At 59.8% G+C, this 20,382-nt stretch carries 4 protein-coding genes; 3 read left to right on the top strand and 1 reads right to left on the bottom strand.

All coding sequences use genetic code 11. From position 1 onward, the window contains the following. Positions 1–218 precede the first annotated feature (218 nt). Positions 219–1,370: a methionine adenosyltransferase gene (gene metK / locus B3041_RS00760; RefSeq protein ID WP_065648237.1), complete on the bottom strand. Its 1,152-nt coding sequence runs from the start codon at positions 1,368–1,370 to the stop codon at positions 219–221. A gap of 788 nt (positions 1,371–2,158) precedes the next feature. Here metK and speA point away from each other — a divergent pair. The 3 genes from speA to B3041_RS00775 all read left to right on the top strand — a co-directional run bounded on the left by speA (position 2,159) and on the right by B3041_RS00775 (position 20,320). After that, positions 2,159–4,138 carry a biosynthetic arginine decarboxylase gene (gene speA, locus B3041_RS00765; protein WP_075050711.1) on the top strand — a complete coding sequence of 660 codons (1,980 nt, stop codon included), beginning with the start codon at positions 2,159–2,161 and terminating at the stop codon, positions 4,136–4,138. A 659-nt stretch (positions 4,139–4,797) separates the two neighbouring features. After that, the gene (locus B3041_RS00770; protein ID WP_065648238.1) at positions 4,798–5,487 is read left to right on the top strand and encodes an EAL domain-containing protein; all 690 of its coding nucleotides are present in this window, start codon (positions 4,798–4,800) and stop codon (positions 5,485–5,487) included. A gap of 304 nt (positions 5,488–5,791) precedes the next feature. Continuing rightward, a complete protein-coding gene (locus tag B3041_RS00775) occupies positions 5,792–20,320 on the top strand; it encodes an Ig-like domain-containing protein (RefSeq protein ID WP_292968532.1) in 14,529 nt (4,842 codons plus the stop codon). Positions 20,321–20,382: the final 62 nt, after the last annotated feature.

A 20,382-nucleotide genomic window follows, 5' to 3' on the forward strand; every position in this document is an offset into this window, starting at 1 on the left:
CAGGTGATGCATGCGGCCAGGGCGGCATAAATGCCGCCCCTACAATGGCACGGCACGCAGGGGGCGCATTCATGCGCCCCTGGGGTCAGGTGATGCACGTGGCCAGGACGGCATAAATGCCGCCCCTGGAATCAGATGATTTACGAAATCAGAGCGGCGGGGTACGTTCAGGCACAAAAAAGCCCGCTCAGAGCGGGCTATTACATAAAGGAGTGCGCTTACAGGCCGGCGGCTTCGCGCAGCAGGGCGGCTTTATCGGTCTGCTCCCACGGGAAGTGCTCGCGACCAAAGTGACCGTAGGCGGCGGTCTCTTTATAGATAGGTTTCAGCAGATCCATCATCTGAATGAGACCATAAGGGCGCAGGTCAAAGAATTCACGAACCAGCAGCGTCAGCTGTTCGGTCGCCACTTTTTCAGTGCCAAAGGTTTCTACCATGATTGACGTTGGCTCTGCCACGCCGATAGCGTAGGAAACCTGAATCTCACAGCGATCGGCCAGGCCGGCAGCAACAATGTTTTTTGCCACGTAGCGCGCTGCATAGGCTGCAGAGCGGTCAACTTTTGACGGATCTTTACCGGAGAAAGCACCGCCACCGTGACGAGCCATACCGCCGTAAGTATCCACAATGATTTTACGGCCAGTCAGGCCACAGTCACCCATTGGTCCGCCAATAACGAAGCGACCGGTTGGATTGATATGGTATTTAGTGCTGGCGTTGATCCACTCAGCGGGCAGTACCGGCTTAATGATCTCTTCCATTACGGCTTCACGCAGATCGGCCTGAGAAACCTCTTCCGAATGCTGGGTTGAGAGCACGACAGCGTCGATACCAACAATTTTGCCACCGTCATACTGGAAAGTGATCTGGCTTTTGGCATCCGGACGCAGCCACGGCAGTGCGCCATTTTTACGCACTTCGGCCTGACGCTGCACCAGACGGTGCGCATAGGTCACCGGCGCGGGCATCAGCACATCGGTTTCGTTGGTTGCGTAACCAAACATCAGGCCCTGATCGCCTGCACCCTGTTCCAGCGGATCGGTACGGTCTACGCCCTGATTAATATCAGGTGACTGCTTGCCAATAGCGCTCAGTACGGCGCAGGAGTTGGCATCAAAGCCCATATCAGAATGAACATAGCCGATCTCACGTACGGTGTTGCGGGTGATCTCTTCGATATCGACCCAGGCGCTGGTGGTGATTTCACCGCCCACCAGTACCATACCGGTTTTGACGTAAGTTTCGCAGGCCACGCGCGCTTTAGGATCCTGTTCGAGGATGGCATCCAGCACGGCATCGGAAATTTGGTCAGCGATCTTATCAGGATGTCCTTCTGATACGGACTCAGATGTAAAAAGGTGTTTAGCCATTCTGTTCTTTACCTTAGAAATGGGTTGAATTCGACTGCATAGCGCCAGTGAAAAACCTGCTTAGCGCCCCTTCAGGCAAAGCCACGAGCAGCAGGGAGTGTCAGCACGCCAGGCTCACACCGCCTGGAACTTATTCAGTTTAGATGGAAAACCATCTGGACGGCTATTTTAGGTTACCCGATGTGCATTTTACCAGAGCTTTTTCTGATTCCGGTTGTTTCAAAAAGCGGCTTGCTGGAAGCTTTTGCTGACAGCGCGCGCAGGGCGGGGACAAAGATTTTGCAATTTTACGCGGCTGGCGGTATAAAACGCCGCTATTGTTGCCAGAACGCCGTCAGGCGTTGCACGATCAGATACCGTGTCTGATTTTTTTCCGCTCCGTTTCCGCATGCTGCCCGCAGGCGCTGGAGGTGAGTAAAGTAATGAACCGTCCCGATCTGCTCTCTGGTTCACAGCGCATATTTTGCGCGCTGGCCTCTCTTTCTGCTGTTCACTCTTCCTGTTCTTTCTGTCGATGTTTGCCGTCGTGCAATCACCCTTGCGACACGCATAGCCACTAAACTGCGGCTGATATCAGACGCCGGCACGCGTGCACGGTTTACCCTCGCAGCCATACCAAATCCGCACGGATTTTTACTGACTGCAGCGCGATGTTTTACACTTACTGGCAGTAACACCTAGGGCAACCTGATGAGGCGGGACACGCAGGATGAATAAGTTTTTAGCCGCAAACGCACCAGCAGTACCTGATAACTCTCTATTATTTCAACAGAAAACTGAGGTTCGCGATGTCTGACGACATGAAGAATATCAAGGGTTCGTCAGCTGGCGAACAGGGTGTCCTCCGCTCCATGCAGGAGGTGGCGATGAGCGATCAGGAAGCGAGCCGTATGCTGCGCACCTATAACATCGCCTGGTGGGGCAACAACTATTACGACGTAAACGAGCTGGGTCATATCAGCGTTTGCCCGGATCCCGATCGGCCCGAGGTGCGCGTTGACCTGGCAAAGCTGGTCAAAGAGCGCGAAGCAGACGGTCAGCGTCTGCCGGCACTGTTCTGCTTTCCGCAGATCCTGCAGCATCGCCTGCGCTCCATCAACGCGGCGTTTAAGCGCGCGCGTGAATCCTATGGCTATAAAGGCGACTACTTCCTGGTTTATCCGATCAAGGTCAACCAGCATAAGCGCGTGATTGAGTCACTGGTTAACTCCGGCGAACCCCTGGGCCTTGAGGCGGGTTCAAAAGCAGAGCTGATGGCGGTACTGGCACACGCGGGCAAAACGCGTACTGTCATCGTCTGTAATGGCTATAAAGATCGTGAATATATCCGACTGGCGCTGATCGGTGAAAAGCTGGGCCATAAAGTCTACCTGGTGCTGGAAAAAATGACCGAGGTACGTCTGGTACTGGAAGAGGCAGAGCGTCTGAACGTAGTGCCGCGTCTCGGTATCCGTGCGCGCCTGGCCTCGCAGGGCTCGGGTAAGTGGCAGTCCAGCGGCGGTGAGAAATCGAAGTTTGGTCTGGCAGCGTCTCAGGTGCTGCAGCTGGTTGATATCATGCGCAAAGCGGGACGCCTCGACAGCCTGCAGCTGCTGCACTTTCATCTTGGCTCGCAGATGGCGAATATCCGCGATATTGCCACTGGCGTGCGTGAGTCAGCCCGCTTCTATGTTGAACTGGCTAAGCTTGGCGTCAACATCAAATGTTTCGATGTGGGCGGCGGCCTGGGAGTGGACTACGAAGGAACCCGCTCTCAGTCTGATTGCTCGGTGAACTATGGGCTGAATGAATATGCCAATAATGTCATCTGGGCTATCGGCGACGCCTGTGAAGAACATGGTCTTGAACATCCTACGGTGATCACCGAGTCAGGACGAGCCGTAACGGCTCACCACACCGTGCTGGTCTCTAACATTATTGGCGTAGAGCGTAATGAATTCAGCACGCCGGTCGCGCCTGATACGGATGCACCGCGCCCGATTCAGAGCCTGTGGGACACCTGGCAGGAGATGCATGAGCCCAACGTGCGCCGCTCGCTGCGTGAATGGCTGCACGACAGCCAGATGGATCTGTTTGATATCCATACCGGCTACTCATCAGGCACCTACGATCTGGGGCAGCGCGCCTGGGCCGAACAGCTTTATCTGAGCATTTGTCACTACATCCAGCAGCATCTGGATCCGAGCAATCGTGCGCATCGCCCGATTATCGATGAGCTGCAGGAGCGTATGGCAGATAAAATCTACGTTAACTTCTCGCTGTTTCAGTCGATGCCGGATGCCTGGGGTATCGATCAGCTTTTCCCGGTTATGCCGCTGGAAGGCCTGAATAAGATGCCACAGCGCCGCGCTGTGCTGCTGGACATTACCTGTGACTCCGACGGGACAATCGATCATTACGTTGACGGTGACGGGATCGCCACTACCATGCCGATGCCTGAATATGACGTGGATAATCCGCCGATGCTGGGCTTCTTTATGGTCGGCGCCTATCAGGAGATCCTCGGCAACATGCATAATCTGTTTGGTGACACTGAAGCGGTGGATGTGTTTGCCTTTGAGGATGGCAGCGTTGAAGTGCAGTTATCAGACGAAGGGGATACGGTGGCTGACATGCTTGAGTATGTGCAGCTCAACCCGAACGATCTCATGACCCTGTTCCGCGATCAGGTGAAGCAGCAGCAGGATATAGATGAAGATCTGCGATCGCAGTTCCTTGCCGAGTTTGAAAGTGGTCTGTATGGCTATACCTATCTTGAAGATGAATAATCGATAATCGATAGCGGGCCCTGCGGGGCCCTTTTTTTTAACGTGAATTTTTTCTGATTTGTGACGTAATACGCTATTTACGCCATTACTGCTTTTTATTTCCTGCCATTGTCTCTGCTTTATCAGTTTGGCTTAAAAATCAATATCCTCTGTCAGCAGTGCTCCCTGTACTCATCCTCCTTCTGATTTAATGACAACTTTTTTAATGTTTCGCTTATTTTTATCTCAGTATTTATTTATGATTTTTATGAATGTTATCTTTTTTACGCACGGTTTTATCTGGCGTGTTTATTGGAGCGCGCTTTCTGAAAGTAACACTGTTATTGCTCAGGCGCGCCATGGCTCACGCTACGTTTTCAGCACAAATTTAGCTTAAAATCAGCAATGTAGTCTGTTTTACGGCGCAGATGCTCAGGTGAAGCAGGATACGTGTCTTTATTTTTAGGCCATTTATAGAAACTTACCGGAGCGGTTGTCTGAAAATGATTGGTTTTGACTATTGTTTCAGGGCCATTTTTAGCTGAAAACAATTTTTCAAAATGTAAATTGCAGGCTAGTCTTCAGTTGCTATAGTAAGTTTTGTCGATATTTTTATTTTGAATTACATCAGCAGGTCTGATCTTTCAGGCTTTGTCCGCAGCGTCTTCAGGAAGGGTGCCATGACCGAGCGTTTTAATCCGGTTTTCTTGCTGGAACCTGTTTACAGCCTGACTGGCGAGATTATTTCATGGGAGCTGCTGACACGTTTTAAAGCAAAAGAAGCGATAACTACACAACACGATCCCGACAGAGAAGAGCGTTTTTTCTCTCTGCTTTCTGCCGATGAAAAATGGCAGCTATTCCTTCACCAGGTCGAAAATATTATTCAGCTTAGTCAGCAGGGGTTTAACCAGGTTATCAGCGTAAACGTAGACAGAGATATTGTTGCCGGCATATTTGCAGACAAAGTCATTCAGGAAAAACTGGCGTCTGTTGCATTATTGCGGCTGGAAATTTCTGCATTTTTCACTTCGCGTTTTAGCAGCGAAGATCTGCTAACCCTGAAAGGCGTAGCAAAAATTACGCCGGCTCCTCTCTGGCTTGACAACTTTGGTCCGGGTTATTCAAGCCTGACCATGCTTGACAGCGGAATATTTGAGATCGTCAAGATTGATAAAGCGTTTTTCTGGCAATTCAGCGAAGACCGCACCTTTGACATTCTGCTTAATCACCTTAATCAATTATGCCGCGGCGTTATTGTTGAGGGTGTGGAAAATCAACACTATGTTGACCTGCTTGCGCGTAAGCCTGTTTATGGCATGCAGGGCTATCACTGGCCGAGTGTTTATCTTGATGATTTATTTGCGTAATTCAGCACACAGCTTTGCGATTATGGTCTGCGCAGAAAGTGATCTTTGGTGAAATGATAAGAGAACCTGCTTCGCTTATTACCCCGCCTGAATAACGCTTCTGTATCCCGCATAACGCCTGATGTCCTTTCTGAATCCGCAATTAAACCTGTTCAGCGCTGTGCTTATTCGCTTACTGAAATAAGAACGGCCGATGAAGAATGTGAGTAATTCCCTGAATTACTCGCGATAGCAAGCGGTATCTGATGATACCGGGCGTGCTATTCACGCTCATAAACTTATATCTGCGCGGGATCCCGATAACATGAACAATATCTCTATCACGCCTAAAGGCGGGACAATTGCTAATGAAGTGAGCGGTAATCAGATTACGCTGAACGCACCCAGTGTGGTTAAACTTAATCTGAATCAGGCTGACATTAAGGCTTTCACACGCAATGGCAATGATTTAGTAGTGACTACTAAATCGGGTGAAACACTTGTTATTCATGATTTTTACAGCGCCAATGGCGACAGCGATCTGGTCCTTCAGGACGATCGCGGTGCGCTATGGTGGGTTGAGGATCCCGGCACAGAGGGCTTTCAGTATGTGTCAATCGACAGCACAGAAGGCCTGCTGGCAGAAAACGTAACGGATAACGGCACGATTGCGGCCTTCGGTATCGGCGGGGCGGCTCTGGCAGGTATCGGGGCGCTGTTTGCGACAGGCGGTGGCGGCGGCGGTGGCGGCGGCGGTGATACGGATAATCCCGGCGGCGGCACCAATCCCGGTAACGGGGGCAACAATCCCGGTGGCGATCCTGGCAATGGCGGAACCGATCCCGGCAATGGCGATACCACAGCTCCTGCTCCGGCTGGCAATATCGTCGTCAGCGATAATGTCGGCAGCAGCCAGGGTCCATTACTCAACGGGCAAACCACCGATGATAATACGCCAACCCTGACCGGCACGGCAGAAGCGGGTGCCACTGTCAGGGTGTATGACGGGTCTGTTCTGCTTGGCAGCGTTACAGCAGGAGCCGACGGGCGCTGGAGCTTTACCACACCGGCACTGAATAACGGCAGCCACACGCTGAGCGTGACGGTCACCGATGCGGCCGGCAATGTCAGTCCCGCCACCAGCGGGTTCGTGATTAATGTAGCGGCAGGCATTGCACCGACCAGCAGCACCCTGGAGATTACTGACGACAGCAGCCCTGTGCTGCGTACGCTTCCTGACGGTGCCAGCACGCGTGATACCACGCCGACCCTGAGCGGGCTGGCTGGCGCCAATGAGCTGGTGACGCTCTATAACGGTACTACCGTGCTTGGCAGCACGCTGGCCGATGCGAGCGGGCAGTGGAGTTTTACGCCGGCCGCCCTGCCGGATGGCAGCTACGCCTTCCGTGCCGTTGCCACTGATGCCGCCGGGAATACCGCTTCATCCGTCACGCTCACCATAACTATTGATACGGTGCTGCCGGCCGCCGCGGGCGATCTGCTGCTCAGCAGCGACAGCAGCGGCACCATTACCCCGATTGCCACTAACGGCGCTACCCGTGATACCACGCCGGTATTCAGCGGCAGCGCCGAACCAGGCAGCGTCATCACCGTACGCGACGGCACAACGGTACTGGGGAGCGCGATTGCAGACAGTGACGGGCGCTGGAGTTTTACCACCCCGGCGCTGAGTGAAGGAAACCATACGCTTACCACCACCGTGACAGACGCCGCAGGCAATACCGGACCCGCCTCTGCGCCGCTGCAGCTGACAGTTGATATCACGGCTCCGGAGGCGATAACCGATCTGCAGGTCTTTGACGACGCAGGCGACAGCCAGGTTGAGCTGGCGCAAAACGCCACCACCGATGACAATACGCCCGTGCTGAGCGGCAGCGGAGAGCCGGGTGCCTCGGTCAGCATTTATGACGGTAACGTGCTGCTCGGGGTTGCGCTGGTCGATGTTAACGGCAGCTGGCAGTTTACCACGCCTGCGCTCAGCAACGGCGCACACAGCCTCACCGTTACCAGCACTGACGCGGCCGGTAATACGGGGCCGGCGAGTGCGCCTTTTGCGCTCAACGTTCAGGCGGATTTGCCGCCTGCGACGACACCGCTGGAGGCGACAGGCACCGGTGATAATACACTGCAGCCGCTGACCGATGGTGCCACCACGCGCAGTGATGAGATAACGCTGAGCGGCGTCAGCACACCGGGCAACCTGATTACGCTCTTTGACGGGACAACGGAAATCGGCAGTGTCGTAGCCGACAGCAACGGCCAGTGGTCGTTTGCCCTGCGCAGTCTGTTTCAGGGCCTGCACAGTTTCTACCTGCGCACCACCGATGCCGCAGGCAACGTTACACAAAGCGCGCCGCTGAATATCACCGTTGATAGCGTGGCGCCGGCGGCGGCTGACGATCTGACCTTAACCGGCAGCAACGGCAGCAGCGTGGTCAGCATTACGCCGGACAGCACCGTTAACGACGCCCGGCCGGTGCTGAGCGGCACGGCGGAGCCGGGGGCGCTGGTGACAATTCGTGATGGCGACACCGTGCTGGGCAGCGTAACCACCAACAGCGATGGCAGCTGGCGCTTTACCACGCCGCCGCTGAGCGAGGGCGGCCACAGCCTGACCTCCACCGTGACCGATCTGGCTGGCAACAGCAGCCCCGCCTCTGCGCCGCTGAATTTTACCGTAGATACCGTCGCGCCAGCGGCAGTCAGCGATCTGCAGGTTATTGATAATGCGGGCAGTAATACCGGTCCGCTGACCTCAGGCCAGTTCACCGATGACAATACGCCAACGCTGAGCGGAACGGCTGAAGCGGGCAGCGTGGTCCGCGTTTATGACGGCGACGTACTGCTTGGCAGCGCCGCCACTGATAGCAACGGCAACTGGAGCCTGACGCTGCCGGCGCTGAGCAATGGACAGCATAATCTCACCACCACCGTCACCGATGCCGCAGGAAATGTCAGTCCGGCGTCACCGGCGTTTACGCTGGCGGTTGATGCCGGCAGCGTGCCGGCAACCAGTTCGCTGGAGATAACGGATGACAGGGGCAGCACGCTGGTTACGCTGGCAGATAACGACAGCACTGGCGATAACACCCCGGTGCTGAGCGGCGTCGCCACCGCCGGTGATGTGGTCAGACTTTATAACGGCACCACGCTGCTGGGCAGCGTGGTCGCTGACGGAGACGGCCAGTGGCGCTTTACGCCTGACGCGTTAGCCGACGGCACCTATGCATTCCGTGCTGTGGCAACCAGCACGACGGGGGCAGAGACCTCCTCGCCGGTCATTAATATCACCATCGATACCACCGTGCCTGCCGCGCCGTCCGGCGTCCAGCTCGGCAATGAGAACGGCGATCCGGTTGCGCCTGGCAGCAGCACAAATCTCACTACGCCGACGCTGAGCGGCACCGCGGAGCCTGGCTCCACGGTGACTGTCCGCGACGGGGATACGGTACTGGGTACCACGACCACGGATGCCGACGGCAACTGGAGCTATACCACGCCGCCGCTCAGCGATGGCGATCACGCGCTGACCAGCACCGTCACCAATGCGGCCGGTAATACCGGCCCCGCCTCTGCTCCGGTGGCGGTCACAGTCGATACGCAGCCACCTGCCGCTACCAGCGGTCTGCAGCTGAACAACCAGGACGGTAACGCCCTGCCGGCGGGCGGCGCCACGAATGAAACCAGCCCGACCCTCAGCGGCAGCGCCGAGCCGGGCAGCATCGTTACCGTTTCCGATAATGGCGACGTGCTGGGCAGTGCCGTGGCAGACAGCGACGGCAACTGGAGCTTTACGCCACTGCAGCCGCTGGATGAAGGCCCGCACAGTCTCACCACCACCGTGACCGATGCGGCGGGCAACACCGGGCCGGTCAGTGCACCGGTTAATATGGTTGTCGATACCACTGCACCAGCGAGCGCCGGCGAATTGCTGCTGAGCAACGGGCAAAGCGGCAACGAAATTACCGGCATCACCAACAGCACCACGCCGGTACTCAGCGGAAGCGCAGAGCCGGGCAGTACCGTCACCGTCTCTGATGGCGATAACGTGCTGGGCAGCACCACCGCCGGCAGCGACGGCAGCTGGAGCTTTACGTCACCGGTACTGCAGCCGGGTGAGCATAGCCTGACCACGGTCGTTACCGATCCGGCTGGTAATAGCGGAGAAGCCTCCACGCCAGTGGTGTTTACCATCGATACGACTGCCCCGGCGGCGCCCGCTGCGCTGCAGGCGGCTAACGATGAAGGTAACACGCCGGTTCCGGTCAGCAATGGCGTGACGAATGACGCCACCCCGCGGCTGAGCGGCAGCGGCGTGGCCCCCGGTAGCGTAGTGACGGTTTCTGATGGTGATGAGGTACTGGGCTCCGTTACCGTGGGAGAAGGGGGAACCTGGAGTTTTGTGCCAGACGAACCGCTTTCCGACGGCGATCACAGCCTGACGGCCGTCACCACCTCACCGGCGGGGAACAGCAGTGCGCCTTCCGCACCGCTGGTGCTGACTGTCGATACCGCACCGCCTGCTGCGGCAAACGGCCTGCAGCTGAATAACGATCAAAACGGTAACGCCATTAATGCGGGTGGCGTAACTAACGATACGTCACCGGCGCTGAGCGGCAGCGCTGAACCCGGCAGCACGGTCCGCGTCTATGATAACGGCACGCTGCTGGGCAGCGTCAGCGCGGGCAGCGACGGAGCGTGGCGCTTTACGCCGGAAACGCCGCTGGCAGCCGGGCCACACAGCCTCACTACCACGGTCACGGATGCAGCGGGTAACAGCGGCGATGACTCTGCGCCGCTTAACTTTACGATTGAAACCACGCCGCCGGCAGCAGCGGATGAACTGGTGCTGAGCAATGACAGCAACGGCACGCTGGTGGCGGTCACCAGCGGTGCCACCAGCGATACCACGCCGGTGCTGAGCGGCACGGCGGCTGCGGGCAGTACGGTAACGGTACGGGATGGCACCACGGTGCTGGGCAGCGTGGTCGCGGAGGACGGCGGCACGTGGCGCTTTACGCCTGAGTCGCCGCTCAGTGAAGGTCAGCACAGCCTGACGGCTACGGTAACCAGCCCGGCGGGCAATGTCAGCGAACCTTCACCGGCGCTGGTGTTTACCGTCGATACCATTCCGCCTGCGGCTGCAGGCGGGCTGCAGCTCAGTAACAACGACGGAGAAACGCCGCTGCCGGTCAATAACGGCGTGACCAACACGACGTCGCCGGTGCTGAGCGGCAGCGCCGAACCGGGTGCGCTGATCACCGTTTCCGATGGCGACACGGTGCTGGGCAGCGTGACCGCCGATACACAAGGCAACTGGAGTTTCACACCGGAGGCGGCACTGTCTGAGGGCGATTACAGCCTGACCACCACCGTTACCGATCCGGCGGGTAACGTCAGCGCACCGTCGGCACCGCTGAATTTTACCATCGATACCACGCCACCCGCCGCTGCGGGCGATCTGCAGGTCAGCAATGAGGCGGGCGGCGTGGCGCGCCCTGTCGACGAGGCAGGTGCGACGAATACCACCACGCCGGTGCTGAGCGGCACGGCGGAAGCGGGCAGCCTTGTAACCGTGTATAACAACGGCGAGGTGCTGGGCAGCGTGACCGCAGGCGATGACGGCAACTGGCGCTTCACGCCGGATGCGCCGCTGGCTGAGGGCAATTACAGCCTGACCACGCGGGTGACTGACACCGCCGGCAACACCGGCGCGGCGTCGCCTGCCTATAGCTTCACTATCGATACCACCCCCCCTGGTGCAGTGGTCAATCTGGCAGCGACAGATGACAATAATGCACCGCTTACCGGCGTAACCAATGACGCCACGCCGGTGCTGAGCGGCAGCGCGGAGCCGGGCAGCCTGGTAACGCTTTATGACGGAACAACCGCTATCGGCTCTGTGCGGGCGGACGCGAACGGGGCCTGGCGCCTGACCGACACCGCCCTGACCGACGGTGAGCATACTTTGCGTGCGACCGCGACCGATGCCGCAGGTAACGTCAGTATCACCGGCAACTCGGTGACCCTGACGGTGGATACCAGCGTGCCGGCTGCACCTGTCTTCGCTGTTACCACCGGGGAAGGCGCGCCGGTTGCCAGCAACGGTTATACCAGCGACAGTACGCCGCAGCTCAGCGGTACCGCCGCCGCCGGCAGTCTGATCACGGTTTATAACGGTGATACGGCCATCGGCAGCGTAGTCGCCGATGGCGATGGCGGCTGGCAGTTTACGCCCGCTGCGCTGGATGACGGCAGCTATGCGCTAAGCATCACGGAGACCACCGCCGCAGGCAATGTCAGTCCGGCTTCGGCGATAACCACAATCAATGTGGATACGCAGGCACCGGAAGCAGCGCAGAACGTGCTGGTTAACAACAATGAAGGCAGTACGCTGGTGCCGATCAACAGCGGTGACGTGACCAACGACGCGACGCCGCAGCTGATCGGTTCAGCCGAGCCGGGCAGCGTGGTGCTGATCTATGACGGCGCTACGCAAATCGGTTCGGTTACCGTGAACAGCAGCGGCAGCTGGCAGTTTACAGCTGGCGCGCTGACGCAGGGTGAGCACAACCTGAGCACCGTTGTCAGCGACGCCGCCGGGAATACCAGCCCCGCTTCACCCACGATAACCTTTACCGTGGATACGGTCGCACCGGGCGCAGCCACTGCGACCACGCTGGTGAACAACAATGGCGCCACGCCGCAGGTGATCGCGTCCGGTTCCACCACCGGTGACAACACGCCTGAGTTCTCCGGTCGCGCAGAGCCTGGCAGCACCATCGTTGTATCTGATGGCAATCTGATCCTCGGTACCACCACGACCGATGCACAGGGTAACTGGAGCTTCTCGCCGATCCTCAGCGACGGCCCGCACAGCCTGAGCGTGACGGTCACCGATGCTGCCGGTAACAGCAGCGCGCCGGGTGCGCCGATCGCCTTTACCGTGGACACCACGGCGCCTTCCGCCGTTACGCAGCTGACGCTGAGTAATGATAACGGCACTGCGCCGGTAGCCGTTCCCAATGGCGGTCTGACTAATGACGGCACGCCGCTGTTCAGCGGTCGCGGGGATGCGGGCAGCATTATTACCCTTACCGATCAGAGCGGTACGCTGCTGGGTTCCACTACGGTAAACGGACAGGGAAGCTGGAGCTTTACGCCTGCCACCGCGCTGGCGGACGGCAGCTACACCTTTACCGCCACGGCATCCGATACGCTTGGTAACGTCAGCGCACCGGTGACTTTCAGTGCGATCGTTGATACCACGCCGCCGGCGGTGGCAGCGAACATCGCGCTGACGAACAACGACGGCACCACGCCGGTGGCGATCGCCAGCGGCAGCATCACCACGGATAATACGCCGTTCCTCAGCGGCACCGCAGAGCCGGGCAGCGTGGTAACGATTCTGGACGGAAACGACATTGTTGGCAGCGTGACCACCGGCAGTAACGGACAGTGGAGCTATCAGCTGCCGGCGCTGGACGATGGCAGCTACAGCCTCACCACCACGGTGACCGATACGGCCGGTAACACCGGTCCGGCTTCTGATCCTGTCGCCTTTACCGTGGACGCCACGCTGCCGGATGCCACATCGCTGGTGGTCAGTAATGACAACGGTACGACACCGCAGCCTCTGACAAACGGCGCGCTGACCACGGACAATACGCCACTGCTGAGCGGCACCGCGGAACCCGACAGCCTGATTACGCTGTATGACGGCGGCGTGGTGATTGGCTCCGTGACGGCGGACGGCGACGGCAACTGGAGCTTCAGCTCACCGGTACTGACCGACGGCCAGCACACGCTGAGCGCCACGGTCACCGATGAAGTGGGCAACGTCAGCGCACCGTCCGGTGCGCTGACCATCAATATTGATGCCACTGCGCCGCAGCCGGCAGGCGATCTGCTGCTGCAGAATGATATACAAGCGACGCCGGTAACCATTAATAGCAACAGCGTAACTCCTGACGCGACGCCGCTCATCAGCGGTACCGCAGAGGCAGGGGCGACCATCATTGTGTATGACGGTGCGCAGGAGGTTGGCAGAACCACCGCTAATCCTCAGGGGGCCTGGAGCCTCAACACCACGGCGCTGGCAGAAGGGGCACACACGCTGACGGTGACCGCCACCGATGTAGCGGGCAACGTCAGCGAGGTGGCGTCGACGGTCAGCTTTACGGTCGATACCAGTACGCCAGCCGCGGTGCTGAGCTTTGATATCTACAACAACGCCAGCACCACGCCGGTGCTGGTCGCGAACAACGGCTTCGCCAGTGACAGCACGCCGGTGCTGCGCGGGACCGGCGTCGCCGGCACAGTGGTTAATATCATTCAGGATGGCGATATTGTCGGCAGCACCACCGTGGGTGAGAACGGCGTCTGGCGTTATGAATCCGCGGCGCTGGACGATGCAACCTACGCTTTCAGCGTCTCAGTCAGCAACGCGGCGGGCACCACCGGACCGGTTACCGGGCCGGTCAGCATCACTATTGATACGGCGGTGCCGGACGCTATCCCGGATCTGCTTGTCACCGACAGCGTTGGCGGCGCTGAAGGTCCGCTGACGTCAGGCGCTACTACTGACGATAATCTCCCGGTCTTCAGCGGCACGGCGGAGGCGGGCAGCACGGTAACGGTTTATGACGACAACGTGCTGCTGGGAACCGCCACCGCTGACGAAAACGGCAGCTGGAGCTTTACGCCAGACGCTGCGCTCTCAAACCGCGTGCATAGTTTTACGTTCACCGTGACCGATGCGGCGGGTAACGTCAGCCCGGCTACCAACGCCTTCACGCTGACCGTTGAAGCCAATCTGCCACCGGTCGACAGTACGCTGCAGATCACCGATAACAGCGGCAGCACGCTGGTAACGGTAGCAGACGGGGCCGATATCCGTGACAACACGCCGGTCCTGCAGGGAACGGGCCCGGCAAATGGCACCGTGTCTATTCTTGATAATGGTGTGCCGATTGGCAGCGCTGAAATTAACGCTGACGGACAGTGGGACTTCACGCCAACGCTGGGGGAGGGACCGCACGCAATTTCCGTCATCAGCACGGATGTAACCGGCAATCCTGGCGATCCGTCAGAGGTGATTAATTTCATTGTCGATACCGTTGTACCCGATGCCGTAACCGATCTCGCGGCGGCCAATAACAACGGCGCCACGCCGGTGCCGGTAGCCGATAACAGCGTGACTAACGACAGTACGCCGCAGCTCAGCGGCACGGCGGAAGCGGGCGGCCTGGTGACCATCTACGATGGTAATACGGTAATTGCTTCGGTAAGTGCCGACGGCGACGGCGCATGGAGCACCACGCTGCCGCTGCTGAGCCAGGGCGCGCACGCGCTTAGTGTGACGGTGACCGATGCGGCGGGCAACGTCAGCGATCGCTCCGGCGCGCTGAACATCACGGTCGATACGGTAGCCCCTGCGGCCGGCACGGTGAACGTCACCGCGGGTGATTCGGATACGCCGCTCACCAGCGGGGCAACCATCAACGACAGTACGCCAGCGCTGAGCGGCACCACGGAGGCAAACGCCACGGTCAGCGTGTATGACGGCACCACGCTGCTCGGTACCGCTATCGCCAGCGGCGCGGGCGCCTGGAGCTTTACCCCTGCCGCGCTGGGCGAGGGCAGCCACGCCCTGAGCGTGCGTGTCACCGATGTGGCCGGTAATACCGGTATCGCCTCTGCCGTCACCACGGTGGTGGTGGATACCGTGGCACCGGCGGCTATCTCCGGCCTGACGGCGGTCAATAACAACGGCAGCACGCCGCTGACTATCGCGGCTGGCAGCACCACCAGCGACAACACGCCGCAGCTGAGCGGTACCGCTGAGGCGGGCAGCATCGTTACCGTGCGGGACGGCACCACCGTGCTCGGCTCGGTAACCGCCGGTACCAACGGCGCGTGGAGCTTTACCACCGCCGCGCTGGCGGATGGTCCGCACACGCTGAGCGTGAGTGCCGCCGACGCGGCGGGCAACGTCAGCCCGGTGAGCGATATCAGCTTTACCGTGCTGACCGCAGCGGTCGCACCGGTTACGGGACTGACGGTAACGGATAACGCCGGCGCAATTCAGGGCGCGCTGACCAGCGGTACGCCGACGGACGACACCACGCCAACGCTCTCCGGCAGCGCCGCGGCAAACAGCGTGGTAGTGATCAGCGAAGGCACTACGGTGCTGGGATCGGTAGTGGCAAACGGCGACGGAGCCTGGAGCTTCACCCCTGCCGCGCTGAGCGAAGGTACGCATCCGCTCAGCGTCACGGTACGCGATGCGGCGGGCAGCAGCAGTGCGCCGGTGAACTTTACCGTAGTGGTGGATACCACTGCGCCAGCGACCTCAACGCTGGTGGTGACCAACGATGTGACCAGCGCAACCATACCGGCGGGTGGCTACAGCAGCGATGCGACGCCGACCTTAAGCGGCGTGGCAGAAGCGAACGCCGTTGTCACGGTACGCGACGGCACCGCGGTGCTGGGCTCGGTGACCGCTGATGCGGAGGGACGCTGGAGCTATGTCAGCACAACGCTGAGTCAGGGGCTGCATACCCTGAGCGTCACCGCCACCGATGTGGCAGGCAACGTCAGCGGCGCGACCAGCACCACGCTGATTGTTGATAACGTGGCGCCGGTTGCCGTAAGCGGTCTGAATGCGGCCAACAACAACGGCAGCGCGCTGGTGGCGATTGCCGCCGGCGGTACCACCAGTGACGCCACGCCGCTGCTCAGGGGAACGGCAGAGGCGGGCAGCGTGGTGACGATCCGTGACGGCAATACCGTGCTCGGATCGGTAACGGCGGGCAGCGGCGGGGCGTGGAGTTTTGTCACGCCGGCGCTGGCAGAGGGGGCACACACCTTTAACGTTACGGCCAGCGATGCGGCCGGTAACGTCAGCCCGAATGCAACGCTGACGCTGACGGTTGATACTACTCCGCCAGTCGCAGTGAGCAACCTGGTGGTCACTGATGACGCCGCGCCAAATACCGGACCTCTGGTTAACGGTGCCGTAACCAACGACGCCACGCCGGTGCTGAGCGGCACGGCAGAGGCGGGGGGCATTGTCACCGTCTATGACGGCACCGCGGTACTGGGGTCCGTTGCTGCCGACGGCAGCGGCGCGTGGAGCTTTACTTCGCCCGCGCTGAATAACGGCCCGCATGCGCTGAGCGTGACGGTCCGTGATGCGGCGGGCAACGTCAGCCCGGCGTCGCCCACGGTCGCGATCACCGTGGATACCGTGGCACCGGCTGCGCCAACGCTGGTTGTGACCAACGACGTGGCGAACACCACGGTGGCGAACGGCGCGGCAAGCGGCGACAGCACGCCAACCCTGAGCGGCAGCGCCGAGGCCAATAGCCTGGTGATTATCCGCGACGGCACCACGCTACTCGGTTCCGTCACCGCCAGCAGTACCGGCAGCTGGAGCTTTACGCCAGCTACAGCGCTGAGTGAGGGATCGCATACCTTCAGCATCACTGCCACCGATGCAGCAGGCAACGTCAGCAGCAGCGTCAGCTCAACGGCGATCATTGATACCGTTGCGCCAGGTGCGGTTACCGGCCTGGCTGCCGCCAACAACAACGGCAGTACGGCGATCGCTATCCCCAACAACAGTGTAACCAGTGACAGCACGCCGCTGCTGACCGGCTCCGGCGAAGCGGGCGCACGCGTGACTATCCTTGACGGGAATGTTGCGCTGGGTACGGCAATTGTCAGCAGCAATGGCAGCTGGAGCTTTGTCAGCCCGGTGCTGAGTGAAGGCATCCACACCCTGAACGTAACCCAGACCGACGCCGCCGGGAACGTCAGTCCGCCAGCCAGCATTACGCTGACGGTGGATACGGTGGCACCGGCAGCCGTCAGCAACCTGACGATCACGGATGATGTGGCGCCGGTGACCGGACCGCTGGCAAATGGCGCGGTCACTAATGACGCCACACCAACGCTGAGCGGCACGGCAGAGGCGAACGCGGTTGTTACCGTGTATGACGGCAGTACGACGCTGGGCTCTGTGGTGGCAGGCAGCGACGGTGCATGGAGCTTTACGCCAGGCGCGCTGAGCAACGGCGTGCATTCGCTGAGCACCACGGTACGCGATGCGGCAGGCAACGTCAGCCCGGCGACGCCGGCGGTAGCGATTACCGTGGATACCGTGGCGCCTGCTGCGCCTTCGCTGGTGGTCACGAACGACATCAACAATACAACGGTGGCAAATGGCGGCGCGACGCGCGACAGCACCCCAACGCTGAGCGGTACGGCAGAGGCAAACAGTCTGGTGATTGTGCGCGATGGCACTACCGTGCTGGGTTCAGTGACTGCCAGCGGCAGCGGCAGCTGGAGCTTTACGCCAGGAACAGCGCTCTCCGAGGGATCGCATACCTTCAGCATCACCGCTACTGATGCCGCGGGGAACGTCAGCAGCAGCATCAGCTCAACGGCGATTATCGACACCACGGTGCCGGTTGCCGTAACCGGACTGACGCTGGCTAATAACAATGGCAGCACGGCGATCGCGATCCCCAATAACGGCGTGACCAATGACACCACACCGCTGCTGAGTGGATCGGGCGAGGCGGGCGCACGCATCAGCGTTTACGACGGTACCACGCTGCTGGGAACCGCGACCGTCGGCGGCAGCGGCAGCTGGAGCTTTATCACACCTGCGCTGAGTAACGGCGCTCATACGCTGAACGTGACGCAGACCGACGCAGCGGGCAACGTCAGTCCGCAGGCTTCGGTCACGCTGCGGATTGACACCGTGGCACCGGCGGCCAGCACGCTTACCATCACCGACGATGCGGGCAGCACGCCGGTGACGCTGACCAGCGGCGCCTTTACGCGTGATACCACGCCGACGCTGAGCGGCACGGCAGAAGCGGGCGCGCTGGTGACCATTTTTGACGGCACGACTGCGCTCGGTTCCGTCACGGCGGGCACCGGCGGCAGCTGGAGCTTTACCACTGCGGCGCTGAGCAACGGGGCGCATACCCTGAGCACCACGGTGACCGATCCGGCAGGTAACGTCAGCAGCAGTAATGTGGCGACGACGGTTACCGTGGATACGGTGCCGCCGGCGGCGGTATCCGGGCTGCTGATCAACAGCGCCGGTACCAGCGTCACCGGCAGCGGTGAGGTCGGCGCAACGGTGACGGTGCGTGATGCCAGCGGTGCCTCGCTCGGGACCACCACGGTGGGCACCGGCGGCAGCTGGTCAGTGGCGCTGAGCACTGCGCAGACCACCGGTGCTACGCTCTCGGTGACGCAGAGCGACAGGGCGGGCAACGTTTCGCCGTCGGCGTCGCTGCTGGGGGCCATTCGCGTTGTAGCGACCAGCGATGTTAACGAGGTCGATTACACTACCACCCAGGCCACCGTTAATAACGGCACCGTGAACTCTTCGCACACTGCACTGCTTACTCTGGGAGTCGGATCCATACTGGGTGCCAGCGTGCTCAATAACGGCAACGCCTATATCTTCAATGTGGGTCAGGACGATTTCCGCACGGTAACGCTCTACGGTTCCGTAAACAGCATCGGGGTGGCGGCTAACTACTCGCTGAACCTCTACACGCAGCTGAGTAACGGCTCCTGGCAGCTGGTGAGTTCGCAGAGCAACTACATCAGTTCTCTGCTCTCAATCGGAACGATTCGCGGCGGTAACGTCACCTACACCAACCTGAGTACCGGCAACTACGCGGTAGTGGTCGGCGCGAATACCAACCTCAGCGTGCTGCCCACCACTATCGTGAGTACGGTGTCAGACTACACCACGCTGGCAGTGACCACGGCGGCCACCGTCACCGGTAATCTGCTGGCAAATGACACCAGTTCGATAGCCGGTACGGTGCCGGCCGGCGTGGCGGTTACAACGGCGGGCGGCGCAACGGTTGCCGGCACGGGTAATACGGTGATCACCAGCAGCTACGGTACGCTGACCCTGGATGCGAGAGGTAACTACACCTATGCGCTGAAAGCGGGCCTGAATATCGATACGCTGCCAGCGACGGATACCTTTACCTATTCGGTAAGGGACGCCAGCGGCACAGTGACCTCCGCCACGCTAACGGTAACGCTGCATAACGGCCCGGCGGCCACGCTGTTTGCCGCTACCAGCCTGCTGGCGGAAAGCAGCAGCGCTGAGCATGACGCGAGCGGCAGCATCTGGGCCGACAGTGCCGGTACGCACAGCGGAACCTTAACCATCACTAATGCTCTGGGGGCAGAAACCACGGTAGGAGCGGCCGGCATGACGCAGGTGGCCGGTGAGTTCGGCGTGCTGCAGGTCAGCGCCAGCGGAAGCTACACCTATTCACTGAATGCGGATGTTAACGTACAGAATATTACGCATAAGGAGGTGTTCAGTTACACCCTGGCGGGCCGGGACGGCACCCTGACCAGTCACAGCTTTACCATTGAGCTGCACCCGACCATTAACGGCACCCGCGGTAACGATACGCTGACCAGCAGCGCCTACGATGACACCATCACCGGTGGCACCGGCACGGATACGCTGGTTTACCATCTGCTGGATCGCGCTGACGCCACTGGCGGCAACGGCCACGACACCTGGACCGACTTTAACGTCGCCCAGGGAGACAAGGTTGATATCAGTGAACTGCTGATCGGCTGGAATGATTCCACAAGTAATATTAATGATTTCGTGAAAGTGGACCATACTTCTGATGGCAACACCGTACTCTCAATCGATCGTGACGGTAGCGGGACGGGCTACAGCACTACGCAGCTGATTACGCTGGAAGGCGTTAACGTGTCACTGGAGGAGCTGCTGCAGCAACCGCACCAAAACCACACGGCATAGTGGTGTGTGACGCAGGGAAGCATCACGGGCACAGGAGGTGCCCTTTCTCTATTCTGACTGGT

Origin of the sequence: Pantoea sp. UBA4549 (genome assembly GCF_002387285.1) — a bacterium.
Classification (GTDB): domain Bacteria; phylum Pseudomonadota; class Gammaproteobacteria; order Enterobacterales; family Enterobacteriaceae; genus Pantoea; species Pantoea borealis.

Bases quoted from the DNA above. Each gene is read 5' to 3' on its own strand.
- metK (WP_065648237.1), bottom strand. From the start codon at position 1,370: ATGGCTAAACACCTTTTTACATCTGAGTCCGTATCAGAAGGACATCCT.
- speA (WP_075050711.1), top strand. From the start codon at position 2,159: ATGTCTGACGACATGAAGAATATCAAGGGTTCGTCAGCTGGCGAACAG.
- B3041_RS00770 (WP_065648238.1), top strand. From the start codon at position 4,798: ATGACCGAGCGTTTTAATCCGGTTTTCTTGCTGGAACCTGTTTACAGC.
- B3041_RS00775 (WP_292968532.1), top strand. From the start codon at position 5,792: ATGAACAATATCTCTATCACGCCTAAAGGCGGGACAATTGCTAATGAA.